Genomic DNA, 18,354 nt, shown 5'->3' with positions numbered 1-18,354 from the left:
ATCAAACCATGACCACCATCGCCCTTATCGACGACCACCTTATCGTTCGCTCCGGCTTTGCCCAGCTTTTAAACCTCGAACCGGATTTTCAGGTTGTGGCCGAGTTTGGCTCAGGACGCGAGGCGCTGGCGGGCCTGCCGGGACGCGGGGTGCAGGTCTGTATCTGCGATATCTCAATGCCGGACCTCTCCGGGCTGGAGCTGTTAAGCCAGCTGCCGAAAGGGATGGCGACGATTATGCTCTCGGTCCACGACAGCCCGGCGCTGGTCGAGCAGGCGCTCAACGCGGGGGCGCGCGGGTTTCTCTCTAAACGCTGTAGCCCGGACGAGCTGATTGCCGCCGTGCGTACCGTCTCCACCGGCGGCTGCTACCTGACGCCGGATATTGCCATCAAGCTGGCGGCGGGACGGCAGGATCCGCTCACCAGACGCGAGCGCCAGGTGGCAGAGAAACTTGCCCAGGGCATGTCGGTGAAAGAGATTGCCGTAGAGCTGGGGCTGTCGCCAAAGACCGTTCACGTTCATCGCGCCAACCTGATGGAAAAACTCAACGTCAGTAACGATGTCGAGCTGGCGCGCCGTATGTTTGACAGCTGGCAATGAACTCCCTGTTTTCGCGGCTGATCGCCGTTGTTGCCAGCTTTTTCATCTTCTCCGCCGCGTGGTTCTGTCTGTGGAGTATCAGCCTGCATCTTGTCGAGCGCCCGGAGCTGGCGGTGCTGCTGTTCCCCTTTGGCCTGCGGCTGGGGCTAATGCTGCAATGCCCGCGCGGCTACTGGCCGGTGCTGCTGGGCGCAGAGTGGCTGATGCTGATCTGGCTGGCGCAGGAAGTGGCGTTGGCGCATCTGCCTTTATTGATGACCGGAAGCCTGCTCACGCTTATCCCGGTCGCCCTGATTTCCCGCTACCGTCACCAGCGCGACTGGCGCACGCTGCTGCGTCAGGGTGCGGCGCTGATTGCCGCCGCGCTGTTGCAGTCCCTGCCGTGGGTGGGTGAAAAGGAGGGGCTCAACGCCCTGCTGCTGACCCTCACCGGCGGCCTGACGCTGGCCCCGACCTGCCTGGTTTTCTGGCATTACCTTACCAGCACCGTCTGGCAGCCGCTCGGCCCGGCGCTGGTCTCCCAGCCGGTGAACTGGCGCGCCCGGCACCTCATCTGGTATCTGCTGCTGTTTGTGGTGAGCCTGTGGTTGCAGCTTGGTCTGCCCGCTGAATTATCACGCTTCACGCCGTTTTGTCTGGCGCTGCCGATCATCGCCCTGGCCTGGCATTACGGCTGGCAGGGCGCATTGATCGCCACGCTGATGAACGCCATCGCGCTGATTGCCAGCCAGACCTGGCACGATCACCCGGTAGATCTGCTGCTCTCGCTGCTGGCTCAGAGCCTGACCGGGCTGCTGCTCGGCGCGGGCATACAGCGCCTGCGCGAGCTGAATCAGTCCCTGCAAGCCGAGCTGGCGCGCAACCGCCGTCTGGCGGAGCGTCTGCTGGAGACGGAAGAGAGCGTGCGGCAGGAGGTCGCCCGCGAGCTGCACGATGATATCGGCCAGACGATCACCGCCATCCGCACCCAGGCGGGCATTGTCCAGCGCCTGGCGGCAGAAAATGCGGGCGTGAAGCAGGGCGGGGCGCATATCGAACAGCTTTCGCTGGGCGTCTATGATTCCGTTCGTCGCCTGTTAGGGCGGCTGCGCCCGCGCCAGCTTGACGATCTCTCGCTCGAGCAGGCAATACGCTCTCTGATGCGCGAGATGGAGCTGGAGAGCCGCGGAATTGTCAGCCATCTCGACTGGCGCATTAACGAACCTGCGCTGAGCGAAGGCCAGCGCGTGACCCTTTTCCGCGTCTGCCAGGAAGGGCTGAACAACATCGTCAAACACGCCAGCGCCAGCGCGGTAACGATCCAGGGCTGGCAGCAGGACGAGCGCCTGATGCTGGTGATTGAAGACGACGGCTGCGGCCTGCCGCCGGGCTCCGGCCAGCAGGGGTTTGGCCTGGCGGGCATGCGCGAGCGCGTAAAGGCGCTGGGCGGCACGCTGAGCATCTCCTGCACCCACGGGACGCGCGTCAGCGTTAGTTTGCCGTTAAGGACGCACCATGTTTAAAACCCCCGCCAGCGCAGCCCCATTAAGCAACAAAGCGGAAATCGATGCCCGCTACCGCTACTGGCGTCGCCATATCCTGATTACCATCTGGCTCGGCTATGCGCTGTTCTATTTCACCCGCAAAAGCTTCAACGCCGCCGCACCGGAAATCCTCGCCAGCGGCGTGATGACGCGCACCGATATCGGCCTGCTGGCGACGCTGTTTTACATCACCTACGGCCTGTCGAAGTTCTTCTCCGGCATCGTCAGCGACCGTTCCAACGCGCGCTATTTTATGGGCGTTGGGCTGATAGCCACCGGCGTGGTGAACATCCTGTTTGGCTTCTCCACCTCGCTGTGGGCCTTCGCCCTGCTGTGGGCGCTGAACGCCTTTTTCCAGGGCTGGGGCGCGCCGGTCTGCGCCCGCCTGCTCACCGCCTGGTACTCACGCAACGAGCGCGGCGGCTGGTGGGCGATATGGAATACCGCGCATAACGTCGGCGGGGCGCTGATCCCGATGGTGGTCGGCGCGGCGGCGCTGCACTACGGCTGGCGCGCGGGGATGATGATTGCCGGTGGCCTCGCGATTGTCGCCGGGCTGTTCCTCTGCTGGCGCCTGCGCGACAGGCCGCAAACCGTCGGCCTTCCACCGGTGGGCGACTGGCGGCACGACGAGATGGAGATCGCCCAGCAGCAGGAAGGCGCGGGGCTGTCCCGCCAGGAGATCCTCACCAAATACGTGCTGAAAAACCCCTACATCTGGCTGCTGTCGCTCTGCTACGTGCTGGTCTACGTGGTGCGCGCGGCCATCAACGACTGGAGCAACCTGTACATGTCCGAAACGCTCGGCGTGGACCTGGTGACCGCCAACTCGGCGGTGACGATGTTCGAGCTGGGCGGGTTTATCGGCGCGCTGGTGGCGGGCTGGGGCTCGGACAAGCTGTTCAACGGCAACCGCGGTCCGATGAACCTGATTTTTGCCGCCGGGATTTTGCTCTCCGTCGGGTCGCTGTGGCTGATGCCGTTCGCCAGCTACGTGATGCAGGCGGCGTGCTTCTTCACCATCGGCTTCTTCGTCTTTGGCCCGCAGATGCTGATCGGCATGGCGGCGGCGGAGTGTTCCCACAAAGAGGCGGCAGGTGCGGCGACGGGCTTTGTCGGGCTGTTTGCCTACCTCGGCGCATCGCTCTCCGGCTGGCCGCTGGCGCGGGTGATCGACATCTGGCACTGGAGCGGGTTCTTCGCGGTGATCGCCATCGCGGCGGGCATCTCCGCCCTGCTGCTACTGCCGTTTTTGCACGCGCAGGCACCGCGCGAAGCGTGACGCGCCTCACCTTTTGCTGCCGAGACGCGCAAAACTAAGAAATTTTCCCGGTTTCACCTGGACGCTGTCTCAGGCATCTCTCCTGGCTGGTTTTTACAATGCTGCAAAAATCAGCTCAGGAGTAACTCAGTCATGCTGGCCTTCTTAAATCAGGTGCGCAAGCCGACCCTGGATCTGCCGCTCGACGTGCGGCGCAAGATGTGGTTCAAACCGTTCATGCAGTCCTATCTGGTGGTCTTCATCGGCTACCTGACCATGTACCTGATCCGCAAAAACTTTAACATCGCGCAGAACGACATGATCTCCACCTACGGGCTGAGCATGACGCAGCTGGGGATGATTGGCCTGGGCTTTTCCATCACCTACGGCGTGGGGAAAACGGTTGTGTCCTACTACGCGGACGGCAAAAATACCAAGCAGTTCCTGCCGTTTATGCTGATCCTCTCCGCCATCTGTATGCTCGGCTTCAGCGCCAGCATGGGCGCGGGCTCCGTCAGCCTGTTCCTGATGATCGCCTTCTACGCCCTGAGCGGTTTCTTCCAGAGCACCGGCGGGTCGTGCAGCTATTCCACCATCACCAAATGGACGCCGCGCCGCAAGCGGGGTTCCTACCTCGGCATGTGGAACATCTCACACAACCTCGGCGGAGCGGGCGCGGCCGGCGTGGCGCTGTTCGGTGCGAACTACCTGTTCGACGGCCACGTGATTGGCATGTTTATCTTCCCGTCGATTATCGCCCTGATTGTCGGCTTTATCGGCCTGCGCTACGGCAGCGATTCCCCGGAATCCTACGGCCTCGGCAAAGCTGAAGAGCTGTTCGGGGAGGAGATCAGCGAGGAGGACAAAGAGACCGAAGAAAACGAGATGTCCAAATGGCAGATCTTTGTTGAGTACGTGCTGAAAAACAAAGTGATCTGGCTGCTCTGCTTCTCGAACATCTTCCTGTACGTGGTGCGTATCGGTATCGACCAGTGGTCTACCGTGTATGCCTTCCAGGAGCTGAAGCTCTCGAAAGAGGTGGCGATTCAGGGCTTCACCCTGTTCGAAGTAGGCGCGCTGGTCGGTACCCTGCTGTGGGGCTGGCTCTCGGACCTCGCCAACGGTCGTCGCGCGCTGGTGGCCTGCGTCGCGCTGGCGCTGATTATCGCCACGCTCGGCGTTTACCAGCACGCCAGCAACCAGTACGTTTACCTGGCGTCGCTGTTTGCGCTCGGCTTCCTGGTGTTCGGTCCGCAGCTGCTGATCGGCGTGGCGGCGGTTGGCTTTGTGCCGAAAAAAGCGATCGGCGCAGCCGATGGGATTAAGGGCACCTTCGCCTACCTGATCGGCGACAGCTTCGCCAAGCTCGGTCTGGGCATGATCGCCGACGGCACGCCAATTTTCGGCCTCACCGGCTGGGCGGGCACCTTTGCCGCGCTGGATGCGGCAGCGATTGGCTGTATCGTCCTGATGGCGATGGTTGCGGTGCTGGAAGAGCGTAAGATCCGCCGCGAGAATCGTGCGCAGAAATTAAAAGTAGCCTGAGTGTGCAGGTAACTTCTTTGCCCGGTGTGTGATGCCGGGCTTTTTTATTTTTCACGGCCTGCCTTTTACCTTTACCCCGCTTTACACACCCGCTCCCCCGTATGCTCTACAGTTTTTTTTGCTGCCGCCTTTCGTGCAGCCTTAGCCCCTTTTGCTAACGGAGAGCTTGCATGTTGACCCGACGATTATCCTGCCTGGCGCTGCTGATGGCGCTGGCCTCCCCCGCAATGGCCGCGAATGCCCCCACCTACGGCGAGAAGCTGGAAGGTTTTGACTACGGCTGGCCGGTAAAACACTTTACCTTTACCTCGCAGAACCAGCCTCTGGATATGGCTTACCTGGACGTGAAGCCGGAAAAACCCAACGGCCGCACCGTGGTGCTGATGCACGGCAAAAACTTCTGCGCTGGCACCTGGGACGGCACGATCCGCGCGCTTTCAGCCAGCGGGTATCGCGTGATCGCACCCGACCAGATCGGCTTCTGCAAATCCACCAAGCCGGAGCATTATCAGTACACCTTCCAGCAGCTGGCGGATAACACCCACGCGCTGCTGAAAACGCTCGGCGTTGATCGCGTGACGGTTATCGGCCATTCGACCGGCGGCATGCTGGCGACCCGCTACGCGCTGATGTGGCCGCAGCAGGTGGAGCAGCTGGTGATGGTGAACCCAATAGGGCTTGAAGACTGGAAAGCGCGCGGCGTGCCGCATATTACGGTCGACCAGTGGTACCAGCGTGAGCTGAAGGTCAATGCCGACGGTGTTCGTCAGTACGAGAAAAACACCTACTACGCCGGGGAGTGGAAGCCGGAGTACGAGCGCTGGGTCACCATGCTTGCCGGGTTAAACAACGGGCCGGGCAAAGCGCGCGTGGCGTGGAACTCGGCGCTGCTCTACGACATGATTTATACCCAGCCGGTCGTCTATGAATTTAGCGAGCTGAAGATGCCAGTATTATTGATGATCGGCACGAAGGACAACACCGCCATCGGGAAGGATCTCGCCCCACCGGAGATCCGCAAGACGCTCGGCAATTACGCGGTGCTGGGTAAAGAGACGGCGAAGCGCATTCCGCACGCGACGCTGATTGAATTCAACGACATGGGCCACGCGCCGCAGATGCAGGATCCTGCCCGCTTCCACGAGGCGCTGCTGAAAGGGCTTCAGGCGCGCTGACTGGTCTCCAGCAACAGCCCGCGCAGCCACGCCTGCGCGAGGTTGCGGTGCGTTCTGCCGTGCCAGGCCATGCTTTTGGTAAAGCCGGGCACGGGAACCGGCGTCTCGCAGACGAACATCCCCGTCTGCTTTTCCGCTATGCGTGATGGCACAACGGCAATCATATCGCTGAGGGCCAGCACGTCCGGCAGGACTAAAAAGTTACTCACCGATAAGCCAACATGCCGCGTTCGGCCAGTCTTCTCCAGCGCGCCATCCGTTACGCCGCGAAAACCGTCGCCCTCGTAAGAGACCAGCACATGCTCCAGGGCGCAAAACCGGTCTAACGTCATGGGCTGTCCGGCATCCGGATGGTCAGCACGCATCATGCAAACGTACCGTTCATCATAAAGCGCCCGGCTGTGAAGCTCGTCAGGCGTGGTATGCGGGGTGATCAGCGCCACGTCGACAGAGCCTTGTTCGAGTTGGCTGACCAGACGGTCAGATTCCACAGGCACCACGCGCACGCGAATACCCGGCGCCTGCACCTTAAGCGCAGCGATAAACGGCACGACGACCGCGCGCAGGGCGTAGTCGGTCGCGGCAAGCGTGAAGGTGAACGTTGCGGTGAGCGGATCAAAGGCGATCGGCTGAAGCAGCTCGTCGATATCTGCCAGAATGCGTTTGACGGGAGCCGCCATTGCTTCCGCCCGGGTGGTAGGCACGATGCCGTGCGGCGCGCGGATAAACAGCGGGTCTTCAAAGTAATCCCGCAGGCGGTTAAGCATGCCGCTTACCGCTGGCTGGGTCAGGGCAAGACGCGCCGCCGCGCGGGTGACGCTGCGTTCGTCCAGCAGGGCATCCAGCGTTTTCAGCAGGTTAAGATCCAGCGTGCGCAGATCCGCTTTCATGACGTTTTTCCACCTCTTTTCCGTTTACTATTATGGCGCTGCCCGCTGTTGACGCGCTGCGTTTCCCGCTATGATGGGCGGCTAGTCTAAGGAGAACGCATGGTCTGGATAATGCTGGCAACGCTTGCCGTGGTGTTTGTGGTTGGATTTCGTGTCCTGACCTCAGACTCCCGCCGCGCCATCAAACGTTTAAGCGAGCGGCTGGGGATCACTCCGATGCCGGTCGAGTCGATGATTGACCAGTTCGGTAAAACGCCGGGCAATGAGTTTATCCGCTATCTTGAACGCCCCGACGAGGCGCATCTGCAAAATGCCGCCCAGGTGCTGCTGATCTGGCAGGTCTGCATCGTCGACGCCAGCGAAGAGAATCTGCATACCTGGCACCGCATGCTGCGTAAAGCCCGTCTGGCCGCGCCGATCACCGACGCGCAAATCCGCCTCGCGCTCGGCTTTATGCGCGAGATAGAGCCAGACCCGCAGGAGTTCAACGCCTTCCAGCTGCGCTACAACCAGCTTTTCCTGCCGGAAGAGGGCGTGTTTTACCTGCACTGATATCACAAAACGTGATGAAGAGTATAAAGCATCGCCATTAGATTTATATCACCCGCAGGCGCACCATCACCTTATCAACTAACCGATGAGGTGAACCATGAAACAATCCGCCGTTATCTGGCCGAACGACTACCTGCCCGGCACCACCGATAACTTTGCCTCCAACGAAATCATCGTCGCCGGGCTGAGCGCAAAAGAGATTTGGGCGCAGCTCAACGACACCACCCTGTGGCCGAACTACTACAGCAACGCCGAAGATATCCGTTTTCACGACGGCAGCGGCCCGGCGCTGAGCGCCAACGCCCGCTTCCGCTTCACCACCTTTGGCTTTCCGGTTGAGGCGCAGGTGACGGAGTATGTTCCGCCCGTGGAGGGCGAAGCCGCGCGTATCGCGTGGCACGGCTGGGTAGAAGGGGATGCAAATTCGCCTCTGGACGTGATCCACGCCTGGCTGTTTGAAGACCTGCCGGGAAACCGCGTGCGCATTCTGACTCAGGAGTCGCAGAAAGGCGTGCCGGCGCAGGAATTAGCGCGCACGGTGCCGAACCCAATGATTAACGGGCATCAGGAGTGGATTGTCGGGTTGGCGAATGCCGCTCTTAAGGCTCGCGGGTAATTTTGCCCGGTGGCGCTTTGCTTACCGGGCCTACAAGCCCGTAGGCCGGCGCAAGCGCAGCGCCGCCCGGCATTAAAAAACGACAAAAGTTGTCGAAACGTTAAATTCGTCACACTTTTGATGATAAACTGCGCGACTTTTCCGCACGTTTTTATCTTCAGGTGATGCCATGACAGAACATACCCAGCCCACGACTACACCGCAGGCCAAAGAGGTTTCACGCCCCAACTGGTCGGCGGTTTTCTCCGTGGCATTTTGCGTCGCCTGCCTGATCACCGTCGAGTTCCTGCCGGTCAGCCTGCTGACGCCGATGGCGCAGGATCTGGGCATTTCCGAGGGCGTGGCGGGGCAGTCCGTGACCGTCACCGCGTTTGTGGCGATGTTCGCCAGCCTGTTTATCACGCAGGCGATCGGCACCATTGACCGTCGCAAGGTGGTTATTCTGTTCAGCGTGCTGCTGACGCTCTCCTGCCTGCTGGTCTCTTTCGCTGAAAGCTTCACCCTGCTGCTGCTCGGCCGTGCCTGCCTGGGGCTGGGATTAGGCGGCTTCTGGGCGATGTCCGCCTCGCTGACCATGCGCCTGGTGCCCGCGCGTACGGTGCCAAAAGCCTTGTCCGTCATCTTCGGTGCGGTCTCGATCGCGCTGGTGATTGCCGCGCCGCTGGGCAGTTTCCTCGGTGGAATTATCGGCTGGCGTAACGTGTTCAACGCGGCGGCGGTGATGGGCGTGCTGTGCATTATCTGGGTGTGGAAGGCGCTGCCGTCCCTTCCGGGGGAAGCGGCGCACCACAAACAGAACATGTTCGCGCTGCTGAAGCGCCCGGGCGTGCTGGCGGGGATGACCGCCATCTTCATGGCCTTTGCCGGGCAGTTTGCTTTCTTCACCTATATCCGCCCGGTGTATATGACCATGGCGGGCTTTGACGTGGACGGCCTGACGCTGGTGCTCCTGAGCTTCGGGATCGCCAGTTTTGTCGGCACCTCGCTGTCGTCCCAGTTCCTGAAGCGCTCCCTGAAGGTGGCGCTGGCGGGTGCCCCGCTGGTGCTGGCGATCAGCGCCGCGGTGCTGGTGTTGTGGGGCAGCGATAAGTGGGTGGCTTCGGCGATCGCGATTATCTGGGGCTTTGCCTTTGCGCTGGTGCCGGTGGGCTGGTCGACGTGGATCACCCGCTCGCTTGCCGATCAGGCGGAAAAAGCCGGGTCGATTCAGGTGGCGGTGATCCAGCTGGCGAATACCTGCGGCGCGGCGGTGGGCGGCGTAGCGCTCGACCACCTGGGGCTGACCTCGCCGCTGGTAATTTCCGGCACGCTGATGCTGCTGACCGCGCTGCTGGTGGCGGGGAAGGTTAAGGCGAAGTAGTGCTTTTCTCCCTCTCCCGTGGGAGAGGGTTGGGGTGAGGGCATCAGGCTACGCCGATGTCTGAACCCGTCTTCTCGAATCCATCGAAATCAGCACCACCGACGACACAATCAGCAGCGTCCCCAGCCAGTCCGGCAGGGTGAATGCCACCCCCAGCAACACCACCGACAGCAGCGCGCTGCTCAGCGGCTCGGCGCAGCTCAGAATGCTCGCCTTCGGCCCGCCGATCATCTGTGCGCCTTTCAGATACAGGCTGAACGTCAGCGCGGTACCTATCACCACCAGGTAGAAAAACGCCAGCAGCAGGCCGCCGTCGATCACGAAGGTGGTGCCGCGTCCGGCGTAGAACGGCGTCAGCATTAGTCCCGCAATCAACATACTCCAGCCGACAATCGGCAGCGTGCCGTAGCGGGCGATAAGCGTCGACGGGTACGTCGTATAAAACGCCGCGGCAAACGCCGAGGCGATACCGAAGAACAGCGCGGCCGGCGAGATGGAGAGCGACGTCGGGTCGCCGTGGGTTACCAGCAGGAAGGTACCCACAAGCGACGTGAAAATCGCGGATAAGACAAATATGCCGGGACGCGTTTTCCGCGCCAGCGCAAACCATGCCACGATAATGGTCGGCGACAGAAACTGGAGCACGGTGGCCGTCGCGGCGTTGGATTTTTCAATTGTCAGCAGGAAGGTGAGCTGCACGGTAAGCGCGCCAGCCAGCGAGAAAAACAGCAGGCTGAGGGCGTCTTTGCGGTTTTTGACGACCGAGAAAATCTTGTCGCCGTGAACGAAGGAGAGCGTCAGCAGGATCACGCCGGTAAACAGCAGACGAACCATGGTCAGGTAAGGCGAAGAGATGTGGCTTTTCTCCATGATGTACTGCGCGCAAACCCCGGAACTGCCCCATAAAACGGCAGCGATCAGGACGTTGAGCATCCCTTTGCGTGTGGAACCCATGTTCTCCCCTGTTATGTTGGTTTTTTTGTAGCATAACATGGGATCTTGCCGGGTGGCGCTACGCTTACCCGGCCTACAAAACCTTGTAGGCCCGTGCAAGCGCAGCGCCGCCGGGCGAAACAAACGACGCTCTACTAGAACCACGCCTCCCACATCGCGCCGACGTTGAAGTCGTCCAGCGTTTCATCTTTGGTGTTGTTCACGCGCGCGGTACGTTCGTTATCCACCTTGCCGCCGGTCACGTAGAAGCGCAGCATCGGACGGAACTCCGGCCCCATGGCGATAGACATGTTCTGCGACAGGGTCAGCTTCCAGCCCTTGTTGTCGCCGCCGTTGTCGTAATCCACGTGCTGCCAGCCCGCTTCCAGCCAGGTGGAGTGAACGTCGTTCCACCAGTGCATCGGGCGCACGATGGCGTTGTAGTTCTTGCGGTTGTCGGTCTTATCGCGGCTGTTGTCGTAGTCATGGAAGGCGAGGAGGTACTCCACCTGCGTCGCCTGGGTGAATTTGTACAGCCCTTCGAAGCTGGCGTAGACCGTGGTCAGATCCTCGGTTTTGTTGAACACGCTGTTGTCCGCGTTATCGGAGTAGCGGGCAATCACCTTGTTCACGCCGCTGTCGTTGGTGTGGCTCAGCACCACGCCGCCCTGCCAGGCGTTCAGACGTTCGTCGCTCTCCACCGCTTTCGAGTCAAAGCCGTAGTTGGCGTACAGCTCCAGATCCAGCGGACCGAGCTTCATACCGTGGATTTTAGACGTCGCGGCGTAGTTGCCTTTGTCGCCCGTGCCGGACCCGCCGGTACAGGTGATGCGCGACGGGTTCGCTTCGTCTTCCATCACTTCCGGGCTACAGGATTCCACTGCCGCCACGGTGGCCACGTCAAACTGCACGCCGCCGATGTCGAAGTTCTTCACCCCGGCGCCCTGACCGTCGTGGTTCATCCAGAAGTAATCGTTGATGCCCTGCTGCGGACGCTGGTGGAAGTCGCGACCCGCCCAGAAGTAGGCGTTCGGGTTGGAGGCCATAATGTTGGTCACGCCGGCGTAGGCTTTCTTGAGGTTAACTTCGTCGCCCCAGTGGTCGATCATCACGTTGATGTCCCAGATGGCGCCGTTTTCGCCCTTGAAGGCTTTAGAGAGCTGGAACTCGCCGCCGTTGCCTTCGTTACCCAGACGACCAATGGCGGACGCGCCGTTGTAGGAGCCGTCCACCGCCACGTATTTCTGATCGGCGGCCTGGAAGTGCGCGCCGTAGCGGGCGTAGCCGGTAAATTTAACCCCGAACGGGATCGCCATATCCGGAGATTGCGCCGCGCTCTGCGGCTCGGTCACCACGTCCGCTTTTTTCGCGACCGCAGCATCCATTTTGGCCTGACGCTCGGCCAGGGCTTTATCCACCGCTTTCGCCACAATGGCGTCGATTTGCTCCTGAGTGAATTCCTGAGCGAGGACGGAAATTGGGCAAAGCGCGGCGATAACCGCCATGGTTACTGGAAGTTTTTTAATCGTATTCATGGTTATCTCAATATAGTTTAATTTTATTCAGACAATAACCATCCCGCTCCGATCTGACAGAGTATGTCGCTATCATCAGAACAAGTGGATCTCTATTTAGGGTACAGAGGTATTACAGTAATTATTTCGCCATAGACTATCTCTGATATAAATGAATAATTTCTTCGGATAACTCGCGCGCTAATAAGGAATTCATTAAATGATCCTGGGCGTGCACCATAATTAAGGTCATCGGCTGGCGGGCTTCGCCCGCATCCTGCTCGATCAGTTTGGTCTGCATCTTGTGCGCCTGGCGCGCGTAGCCGTCGGCTTCGCGCAGCAGGCTTTTGGCCTCGTCAAGGTTGCCCTGACGCGCCGCGTGCAGGGCTTCAAAGCACAGGCTGCGGGACTGGCCGGCGTTGACGATAATTTCCATTACGGCTTCTTCTAGTGCGATCATCATCATTACTCTTTATCAAAACTATTATTTAAGGCGGTGGCGGCAAACCACTCTCCGCTTTTTTTAATGGTGCGCTGCTGCGTCTCTACATCGAGCTGAATAAAACCGTAGCGGTTTTTATACGCATTACACCACGACCAGTTATCAATAAACGTCCACATATGATAGCCAAGGCAATTGCAGCCTTCGCTAATACCTTTGTGCAGCCACGATAAATGCTCAGAAATAAAATCGATGCGGTATTGATCGTTAATCTGGCCATTTTCAATAAAGCGCTGCTCGTTTTCGACGCCCATGCCGTTTTCCGAAATAAAGCAGCGAGGGTTGCCGTAATTATCGCGCAGGTTAACCAGAATATCGTAAATACCCGGCGCGTAGATTTCCCAGCCGCGGTACGGGTTCATCTTACGGCCCGGCATCTCGTAATTATCAAAGAACCACTCCGGCATAAACGGCGCCTGCGGGTTCACCGCGCTGTCGCGACACTTCACGCGACGCGGCTGATAGTAGTTAACGCCGAGCAGGTCGATTTTCCCTTCCGCAATCAGGAAACCGTCTTCCGGCTTGCAGGCGGGCAGCTGATCGTAAGATTTCAGCAATGCCACCAGGTCCGCCGGATACTCCCCGCGCAGCACCGGGTCGAGGAAGCTGCGGTTAAACATCAGATCCGCTATGTGCGCCGCCTTCACGTCCGCCGGGTTCCGGGAGCGCGGGTACGACGGCGTCAGGTTGAGCACGATGCCGATCTCACCCGCGTAGTGTCCGGCGCGGTAAGCCTGAACGGCCTTCGCGTGGGCCAGCACGGTGTGATACGCCACGGTGGCTGCCCGACGAAAATCCACCACGTTCGGGTAGTGGAAGTCGTACAGATAACCGCCTTCCACCGGAACAATCGGCTCGTTGAAGGTAAACCAGTGCAGCACGCGGTCGCCGAACAGCTCGAAGCAAATCTGCGCATAGCGGGCGTACGCGTCCACCACGTCACGGTTTTCCCAGCCGCCAATCTCCTGCATCGCCATCGGCATGTCGAAATGGAACAGGGTGATAAACGGCGTGATACCCTGCTCGTTTAGCTCATCAATGACCTGATTGTAAAAATCGACCGCGTCCGGGCTCACTTCACCGATACCGTCGGGGATCAGGCGCGCCCAGCTAATCGAGGTGCGAAAGCTGTTGTGGTTCAGCTGCTTTAACAGCTGAATGTCCGTTTTCCAGTGCTGATAAAACGTGGAGGTGTGCTGCGGCCCCACGCCGTTGTGAAAACGGTTCGGCTCGCGGGCAAACCAGTAATCCCACGTGGTTTCGCCCTCTCTTGCCCCTTCCGTCTGGAGAGCGGAGCTTGCGCTGCCCCACCAGAAGTTATCGGGAAATGCGTATTTCATGACCCTTCCTCTTTGACTTAATTACTGACTGTTTCAGCGGTGCCGACGGTTGCCTGGGCTTTCTGCTCTTCATTTTTGATGAGCGTACGCTCATAGGCGCGCAGGAACGGCAGGTACATCAGGGCGGACATCACCATGCAGACCAGGCACATCACCACCGGGCTCAGCGCCCAGTTCGCCGCCCACGAGGCGCCAATCGGCGCGGGCGTGGTCCACGGGGTTAACGAAACCACCTGAGCCAGCCAGCCGAGTTTGGTTGCGCCGTACGCCAGGCAGGCGTTGACCAGCGGAACAAACACGAACGGGATAAACAGCATCGGGTTCATGATGATCGGTGCGCCGAACAGAATCGGTTCGTTGATGTTAAAGAAGCTTGGCACCACGCCCATTTTGCCGATGGTGCGCAGGTGCGTAACGCGGCTACGCAGCAGCAGGAACGCCAGCGGCAGGGTGGAGCCTACGCCGCCAATCAGCAGGTAGTGATCCCAGAAACCTTGCAGATAAACGTGCGGCAGCGCCGCGCCCGCCGCCAGCGCCGCCTGGTTTGCAGAGAGGTTCGCCATCCAGAACGGGTTCATGATGCCGGTGACAATCAGCGACCCGTGGATACCAGCGAACCAGAAGATCTGGCACAGCAGCACGGAGAGCAGAATGGCGGGCAGCGAGTCAGACGCCGACACCAGCGGCTCCAGCAGGTGCATAATCGCCTGTGGGATGATCATCCCGGTCTGCGCTTCAATGAACAGGTTCAGCGGGTGCAGCGTTCCGATCACCACCATCACCGGGATCAGGATCTCAAACGAACGCGCCACGCCGGTCGGCACTTCCTTCGGCAGGCGGATGGTGACGTTGTTCTGTTTCAGCCACGCATAGACGCGAGTGGAGTAGATCGCGGTGATAAGCGCAGTGAAGATCCCCTGACCGGAGAGATACTGGGTCGAAATTTTGCCATCGGCATAGGGCGCGGCGACCAGCAGGAAGGCCATAAAGGCCAGCAGGCCGGACATCACCGGATCGAGGTTAAACTGACGCCCCAGGCTCGCCCCAATCCCCACCGAGATGAAGAAGGTCATCACGCCCATGCTGAGGTTAAACGGCAGCATCAGCTGTTCGCGGTAGGTCTCGGAGAAATCCAGCCAGCCGCGGGCGAAGCTGTTGGTGGTATCCGCCGAAAACGGCGGGAAGATAAACACCAGCATAAACGAGCCGATGATCATAAACGGCAGCGCAGCGGTAAAGCCGTCGCGGATGGCAATCACATACTTTTGCTGACCGAGCTTCGCGGCCAGCGGCGTAATTGACTGCTCAATCACCGCGACCATGGATTGATATAACGAACTCATGTGAACACCTTTTAGTGTGCCGCTTCGATGAGCGACAGAGCATAGTCCAGTACTTTATCGCCACGCTGCATGCCGTAATCCATCATGTCGATGGGCTGTACCGGAATGCCTTGCGTCGCTGCCTTGTCTGAGAGCGTCTTTAACATGTATTTCACTTGCGGTCCGAGAAGCACCACCTGATAGTGCGGAAACTGCGTATCAAATTCGGATACGCCATACGCATCTATCTTCACGGGCAAGCCCCGTTCTTTTGCAACATCGATCATTTTGCTGACCAGCAGGCTGGTGGACATCCCGGCAGAGCAGCACAGCATAATCTTGAACATCGACAACCATCCTCAAAATGTAAAAAGTTATTGCGAGGATGATTGGACATGATACGGAAACCGGTTTCCATTTATAAAAGACAGAAGTGTGACAACCATCAAGATCCCTTACTTATGAGGCTAATTAACCGGATGTGGGTCACATAATTTGGCTGTTTTGGCATCAAATTGAGTGGAAACGGAAAATCGGTTTCCATGGAAAACGGAAACGGATATACTCCGTTCTGGCTATAATGTGAGCCGTAGCGGTGATGGAAATTACAGACGCCAGTTGCGTCTGACAGGGGAGAGAGATGTCTACAATCAACGATGTATCGCGTCTGGCCGGGGTGTCCAAAGCCACGGTATCACGGGTGTTGAGCGGGTCGCGTGGCGTGAAGGAAGCCAGCCGCCAGGCTGTTCTGAAAGCGGTGGATGAGCTGAACTATCGTCCCAACGTGATCGCCCAGTCGCTGCTCAGCCAGTCGACGGGCTGCATTGGGGTGATTTGCGCGCAGGAAAACATTAACCAGACCACCGGTTACCTGTACGCGCTGGAAAAACACCTCAGCCAGCATCAAAAACATCTGCTGCTGCGTTTCGCACACACAAAAACAGAAGTGATGAACGCCCTTGAAGAACTCTCCTGCGGCTTATGTGATGACATTCTGGTGATTGGCGCGCGTTTCCCGCTGGACGTGGACATGGACAACGTGATTCTGGTCGACTGTATGGAAGCCGATAACGCCAACAGCATTCAGTTCGATCACGCGTTCGCGGCTGAAACGGCCTGTAACTATCTCACCAGCCAGGGGCGTCGCCAGATAGCGCTGATCCACCCGCACGGCAGCGGCTTTGCCGATCAGGTGCTGCTGGGCTACAAACACGCGCTGGAGAAAAACTTCCTGCCCTTTAATCGCAACCTCGTGTTTATGGACGCGACTTCATCGTCCGTTGCGCTTCAGGAATTACTCAACAACGCGTCCACGCTGAACTTCAACGCGCTGCTGGTGGCGGATGAGCAGGAAGCCCAGCGGGTGATCCCGCAGTTACAGGCGTTTAATAAATCGGTACCGGAAGACATCATGGTTTTCAGCCTCGGCGGTTCGCTGCATCTGCCGGGTATTCCGGTGATCCCGGCCATTGAGTATTCCATGGACGCCATGGCGGCGCGCATCGTGAGCTGGCTGACAGAGAAAACGCAGATGCTCGGGTCCTACGTTCTGCGCGGTGATTTGATTATTCCGGATGTGCGGAAGCGTTAAACGTGTGATGTAGGCCGGGTAAGCGCAGCGCCACCCGGCGCTCAACCCTCAGTAATCTTCCATGCAATCCACCTGACTTACTGCATCCCAATAGGCGTCCAGGTTGTCACGCTTCACGGCGGTGATGGCGTTTTTGATCAGCAGCTGATTGGCCTCAGACGACAAAATCATCGCCTGCCAGGCCTTATCGCTCTGCTTTTTCTGCGGGGTACAGGTTTTCTTCACATCTTTCAGGACCTGCTGTTTTATCTGGGCCTCTTTCTCCGGAGCGCTCTTCTCCTGCGCGTGAACAAACGCAGCGAAAATCAGGCAAACGAGCAGGCAAACCAGGTGTGCAGATTTCATCGAAACCTCCTTTGAAAGTCACATGCTTCCCCTGAAATATATCGTTACATTCATCAACGCGATTCAAGCCAAAAGTATGAATTTACGCTTTCTGCGTGCGGGATCCGATCGCCAGTGCAATGCCATAGCTTACTAACACCGCGAGACTCATTTTCAGCATCGTTTCTCCGCCGATACCGGCGAGAGGCGCTGCGATCCCGCCGAATAAAAACATCAGCATGCCCAGAATGGCTGACGCTGTGCCGGACTCCTTCGCGTCGACTGCGCTCATCGCTTCTGAACCCGCAATGGTGCTGATCCCGCTGTTAAATGCGACGGTGAAAAAGAGTGCAATCAGTGCCGGAACGGAAAGCTGCATCCACGCAAAGAGCAACGTCAGCCCCGCGCAGGTTACGGCCAAAACCAGACCTATTTGCATTAACCCTTCCGCCGGGTGTCGGCGTGCCAGACGGGAGAAAATCAGCGCTGAGACGATCAGGCCGATACCGTTCACACCGAACAGCAGGCTGAACTGCATGGCGCTCAGGCCATACTCGTTTTGCATCACAAAGGAGGATGCCCCGATATAGGCGAACAGCCCCGCCAGCATGAAGGCCTGGATCAGGCAGTAGCGCATAAAGCGACGATTTTTAAGTACCGTCCTGGCGGTTTGCGTCAGCGATCCCCCGCCCTGTTTCTCTGTGAGGGACTCGCGGATAAAAAGCTGGCTGGCGATCAGCAGCGCCAGACCCGCCCCTGCCATTACCCAGAACAGCATCCGCCAGTCGAAATGCGACGCGATATAGCCACCGAGTACCGGGGACACCACGGGCGCGATGCCGTTGACCGTCATCAGTAGGGCAAAAAACTGCGTTAGCATCGTGCCATGATAGTTATCACGGGCGATAGAGCGGGCAAGTACGGAGCCGCCCGCCCCGGCAACGCCCTGCACAAATCGCCAGCCGATCAGGGCGTAAATATTCTGCGTGCTGGCACAAAGCACTGAAGCCAGTACAAACAGCAAAAGTGAGAACAGCAGCGGCGTTTTACGTCCGATGCGATCGCTTAGCGGGCCGAAAAAGAGTTGTCCCAGCCCCAGGCCAATCAGCGCCGAGGTAAGAGAAAGCTGCGTCAGCGTTGTGGAGGTGTTGAGCTGGGTGGCGATCTCCGGCAGCGCCGGAAGATAAAAATCGGAACACAGCGGCCCGATCGCCGTCAGCAGGCCAAGGATGGCCGCGAAAGAAAAAGAGAGTTTTGCCATAGGTATTTACTCTGATGGCCGGGCAACGTTGCGCCGCCCGGCA

General features: G+C 59.0%; 18 protein-coding genes. 9 read left to right on the top strand and 9 right to left on the bottom strand.

What is annotated here, in order from left to right; translation table 11 throughout:
- The first annotated feature begins 8 nt into the window (after positions 1–8).
- The 5 genes from uhpA to O1722_RS23055 all read left to right on the top strand — a co-directional run bounded on the left by uhpA (position 9) and on the right by O1722_RS23055 (position 6,106).
- Positions 9–602, top strand: coding sequence for a response regulator transcription factor UhpA (gene uhpA, locus O1722_RS23075; RefSeq protein WP_003861054.1), 594 nt, complete (start codon positions 9–11; stop codon positions 600–602).
- On the top strand, positions 599–2,104 hold the full coding sequence (gene uhpB, locus O1722_RS23070) for a signal transduction histidine-protein kinase/phosphatase UhpB (protein ID WP_033487017.1): 1,506 nt from the start codon (positions 599–601) through the stop codon (positions 2,102–2,104). The genes uhpA and uhpB overlap by 4 nt, the downstream gene beginning before the upstream one ends.
- The gene (gene uhpC / locus O1722_RS23065) at positions 2,097–3,407 is read left to right on the top strand and encodes an MFS transporter (protein ID WP_033487016.1); all 1,311 of its coding nucleotides are present in this window, start codon (positions 2,097–2,099) and stop codon (positions 3,405–3,407) included. The genes uhpB and uhpC overlap by 8 nt, the downstream gene beginning before the upstream one ends.
- A gap of 132 nt (positions 3,408–3,539) precedes the next feature.
- A complete protein-coding gene (gene uhpT / locus O1722_RS23060) occupies positions 3,540–4,931 on the top strand; it encodes a hexose-6-phosphate:phosphate antiporter (RefSeq protein WP_006808805.1) in 1,392 nt (463 codons plus the stop codon).
- 170 nt (positions 4,932–5,101) lie between these two features.
- A complete protein-coding gene (locus O1722_RS23055; RefSeq protein ID WP_033487015.1) occupies positions 5,102–6,106 on the top strand; it encodes an alpha/beta fold hydrolase in 1,005 nt (334 codons plus the stop codon).
- Here the strand turns inward: O1722_RS23055 and O1722_RS23050 are convergent.
- Positions 6,094–6,996 (bottom strand): LysR family transcriptional regulator, encoded by a 903-nt coding sequence (locus O1722_RS23050; protein ID WP_015570111.1) that lies wholly within the window; start codon positions 6,994–6,996, stop codon positions 6,094–6,096. The two genes, O1722_RS23055 and O1722_RS23050, sit on opposite strands and share 13 nt — an antisense overlap.
- A 99-nt stretch (positions 6,997–7,095) precedes the next feature.
- Between O1722_RS23050 and O1722_RS23045 the strand changes: the two genes are divergently transcribed.
- The 3 genes from O1722_RS23045 to nepI all read left to right on the top strand — a co-directional run bounded on the left by O1722_RS23045 (position 7,096) and on the right by nepI (position 9,524).
- Positions 7,096–7,548: a DUF1198 domain-containing protein gene (locus tag O1722_RS23045; protein WP_017383675.1), complete on the top strand. Its 453-nt coding sequence runs from the start codon at positions 7,096–7,098 to the stop codon at positions 7,546–7,548.
- A 97-nt stretch (positions 7,549–7,645) separates the two neighbouring features.
- Positions 7,646–8,164 (top strand): SRPBCC domain-containing protein, encoded by a 519-nt coding sequence (locus tag O1722_RS23040; RefSeq protein ID WP_033487014.1) that lies wholly within the window; start codon positions 7,646–7,648, stop codon positions 8,162–8,164.
- A 169-nt stretch (positions 8,165–8,333) separates the two neighbouring features.
- A complete protein-coding gene (gene nepI, locus O1722_RS23035; protein ID WP_015570108.1) occupies positions 8,334–9,524 on the top strand; it encodes a purine ribonucleoside efflux pump NepI in 1,191 nt (396 codons plus the stop codon).
- A gap of 48 nt (positions 9,525–9,572) precedes the next feature.
- On the opposite strand, the gene O1722_RS23030 is transcribed toward nepI, so the two are convergent.
- The 6 genes from O1722_RS23030 to O1722_RS23005 form a co-directional block, all read right to left on the bottom strand.
- A complete protein-coding gene (locus O1722_RS23030) occupies positions 9,573–10,478 on the bottom strand; it encodes an EamA family transporter (protein WP_017383673.1) in 906 nt (301 codons plus the stop codon).
- 134 nt (positions 10,479–10,612) lie between these two features.
- Complete coding sequence (locus O1722_RS23025; RefSeq protein ID WP_032103768.1) at positions 10,613–11,992, bottom strand: carbohydrate porin; 1,380 nt, start codon at positions 11,990–11,992, stop codon at positions 10,613–10,615.
- Positions 11,993–12,128: 136 nt separating this feature from the next.
- Positions 12,129–12,431 carry a PTS lactose/cellobiose transporter subunit IIA gene (locus tag O1722_RS23020; protein ID WP_014168006.1) on the bottom strand — a complete coding sequence of 101 codons (303 nt, stop codon included), beginning with the start codon at positions 12,429–12,431 and terminating at the stop codon, positions 12,129–12,131.
- A gap of 5 nt (positions 12,432–12,436) precedes the next feature.
- Positions 12,437–13,813 carry a glycoside hydrolase family 1 protein gene (locus tag O1722_RS23015; protein ID WP_017694005.1) on the bottom strand — a complete coding sequence of 459 codons (1,377 nt, stop codon included), beginning with the start codon at positions 13,811–13,813 and terminating at the stop codon, positions 12,437–12,439.
- Positions 13,814–13,830: 17 nt separating this feature from the next.
- Positions 13,831–15,156 (bottom strand): PTS cellobiose transporter subunit IIC, encoded by a 1,326-nt coding sequence (locus O1722_RS23010; RefSeq protein ID WP_017694004.1) that lies wholly within the window; start codon positions 15,154–15,156, stop codon positions 13,831–13,833.
- 11 nt (positions 15,157–15,167) lie between these two features.
- Positions 15,168–15,482: a PTS sugar transporter subunit IIB gene (locus O1722_RS23005; RefSeq protein WP_003861034.1), complete on the bottom strand. Its 315-nt coding sequence runs from the start codon at positions 15,480–15,482 to the stop codon at positions 15,168–15,170.
- Between the two features lie 293 nt (positions 15,483–15,775).
- Between O1722_RS23005 and O1722_RS23000 the strand changes: the two genes are divergently transcribed.
- Positions 15,776–16,726 carry a LacI family DNA-binding transcriptional regulator gene (locus tag O1722_RS23000; RefSeq protein ID WP_003861033.1) on the top strand — a complete coding sequence of 317 codons (951 nt, stop codon included), beginning with the start codon at positions 15,776–15,778 and terminating at the stop codon, positions 16,724–16,726.
- 48 nt (positions 16,727–16,774) lie between these two features.
- On the opposite strand, the gene O1722_RS22995 is transcribed toward O1722_RS23000, so the two are convergent.
- Together O1722_RS22995 and O1722_RS22990 are read right to left on the bottom strand one after the other, a co-directional pair.
- Positions 16,775–17,071 carry a YicS family protein gene (locus O1722_RS22995; RefSeq protein WP_003861030.1) on the bottom strand — a complete coding sequence of 99 codons (297 nt, stop codon included), beginning with the start codon at positions 17,069–17,071 and terminating at the stop codon, positions 16,775–16,777.
- Between the two features lie 82 nt (positions 17,072–17,153).
- Positions 17,154–18,311, bottom strand: coding sequence for a multidrug effflux MFS transporter (locus O1722_RS22990; protein WP_032668891.1), 1,158 nt, complete (start codon positions 18,309–18,311; stop codon positions 17,154–17,156).
- Positions 18,312–18,354: the final 43 nt, after the last annotated feature.

Source organism: Enterobacter cloacae complex sp. HYC003_NIDB (assembly GCF_056673375.1).
The sequence above is the reverse complement of the archived record's forward strand: the minus strand, read 5'-3'. Positions and strand labels throughout refer to the sequence as shown.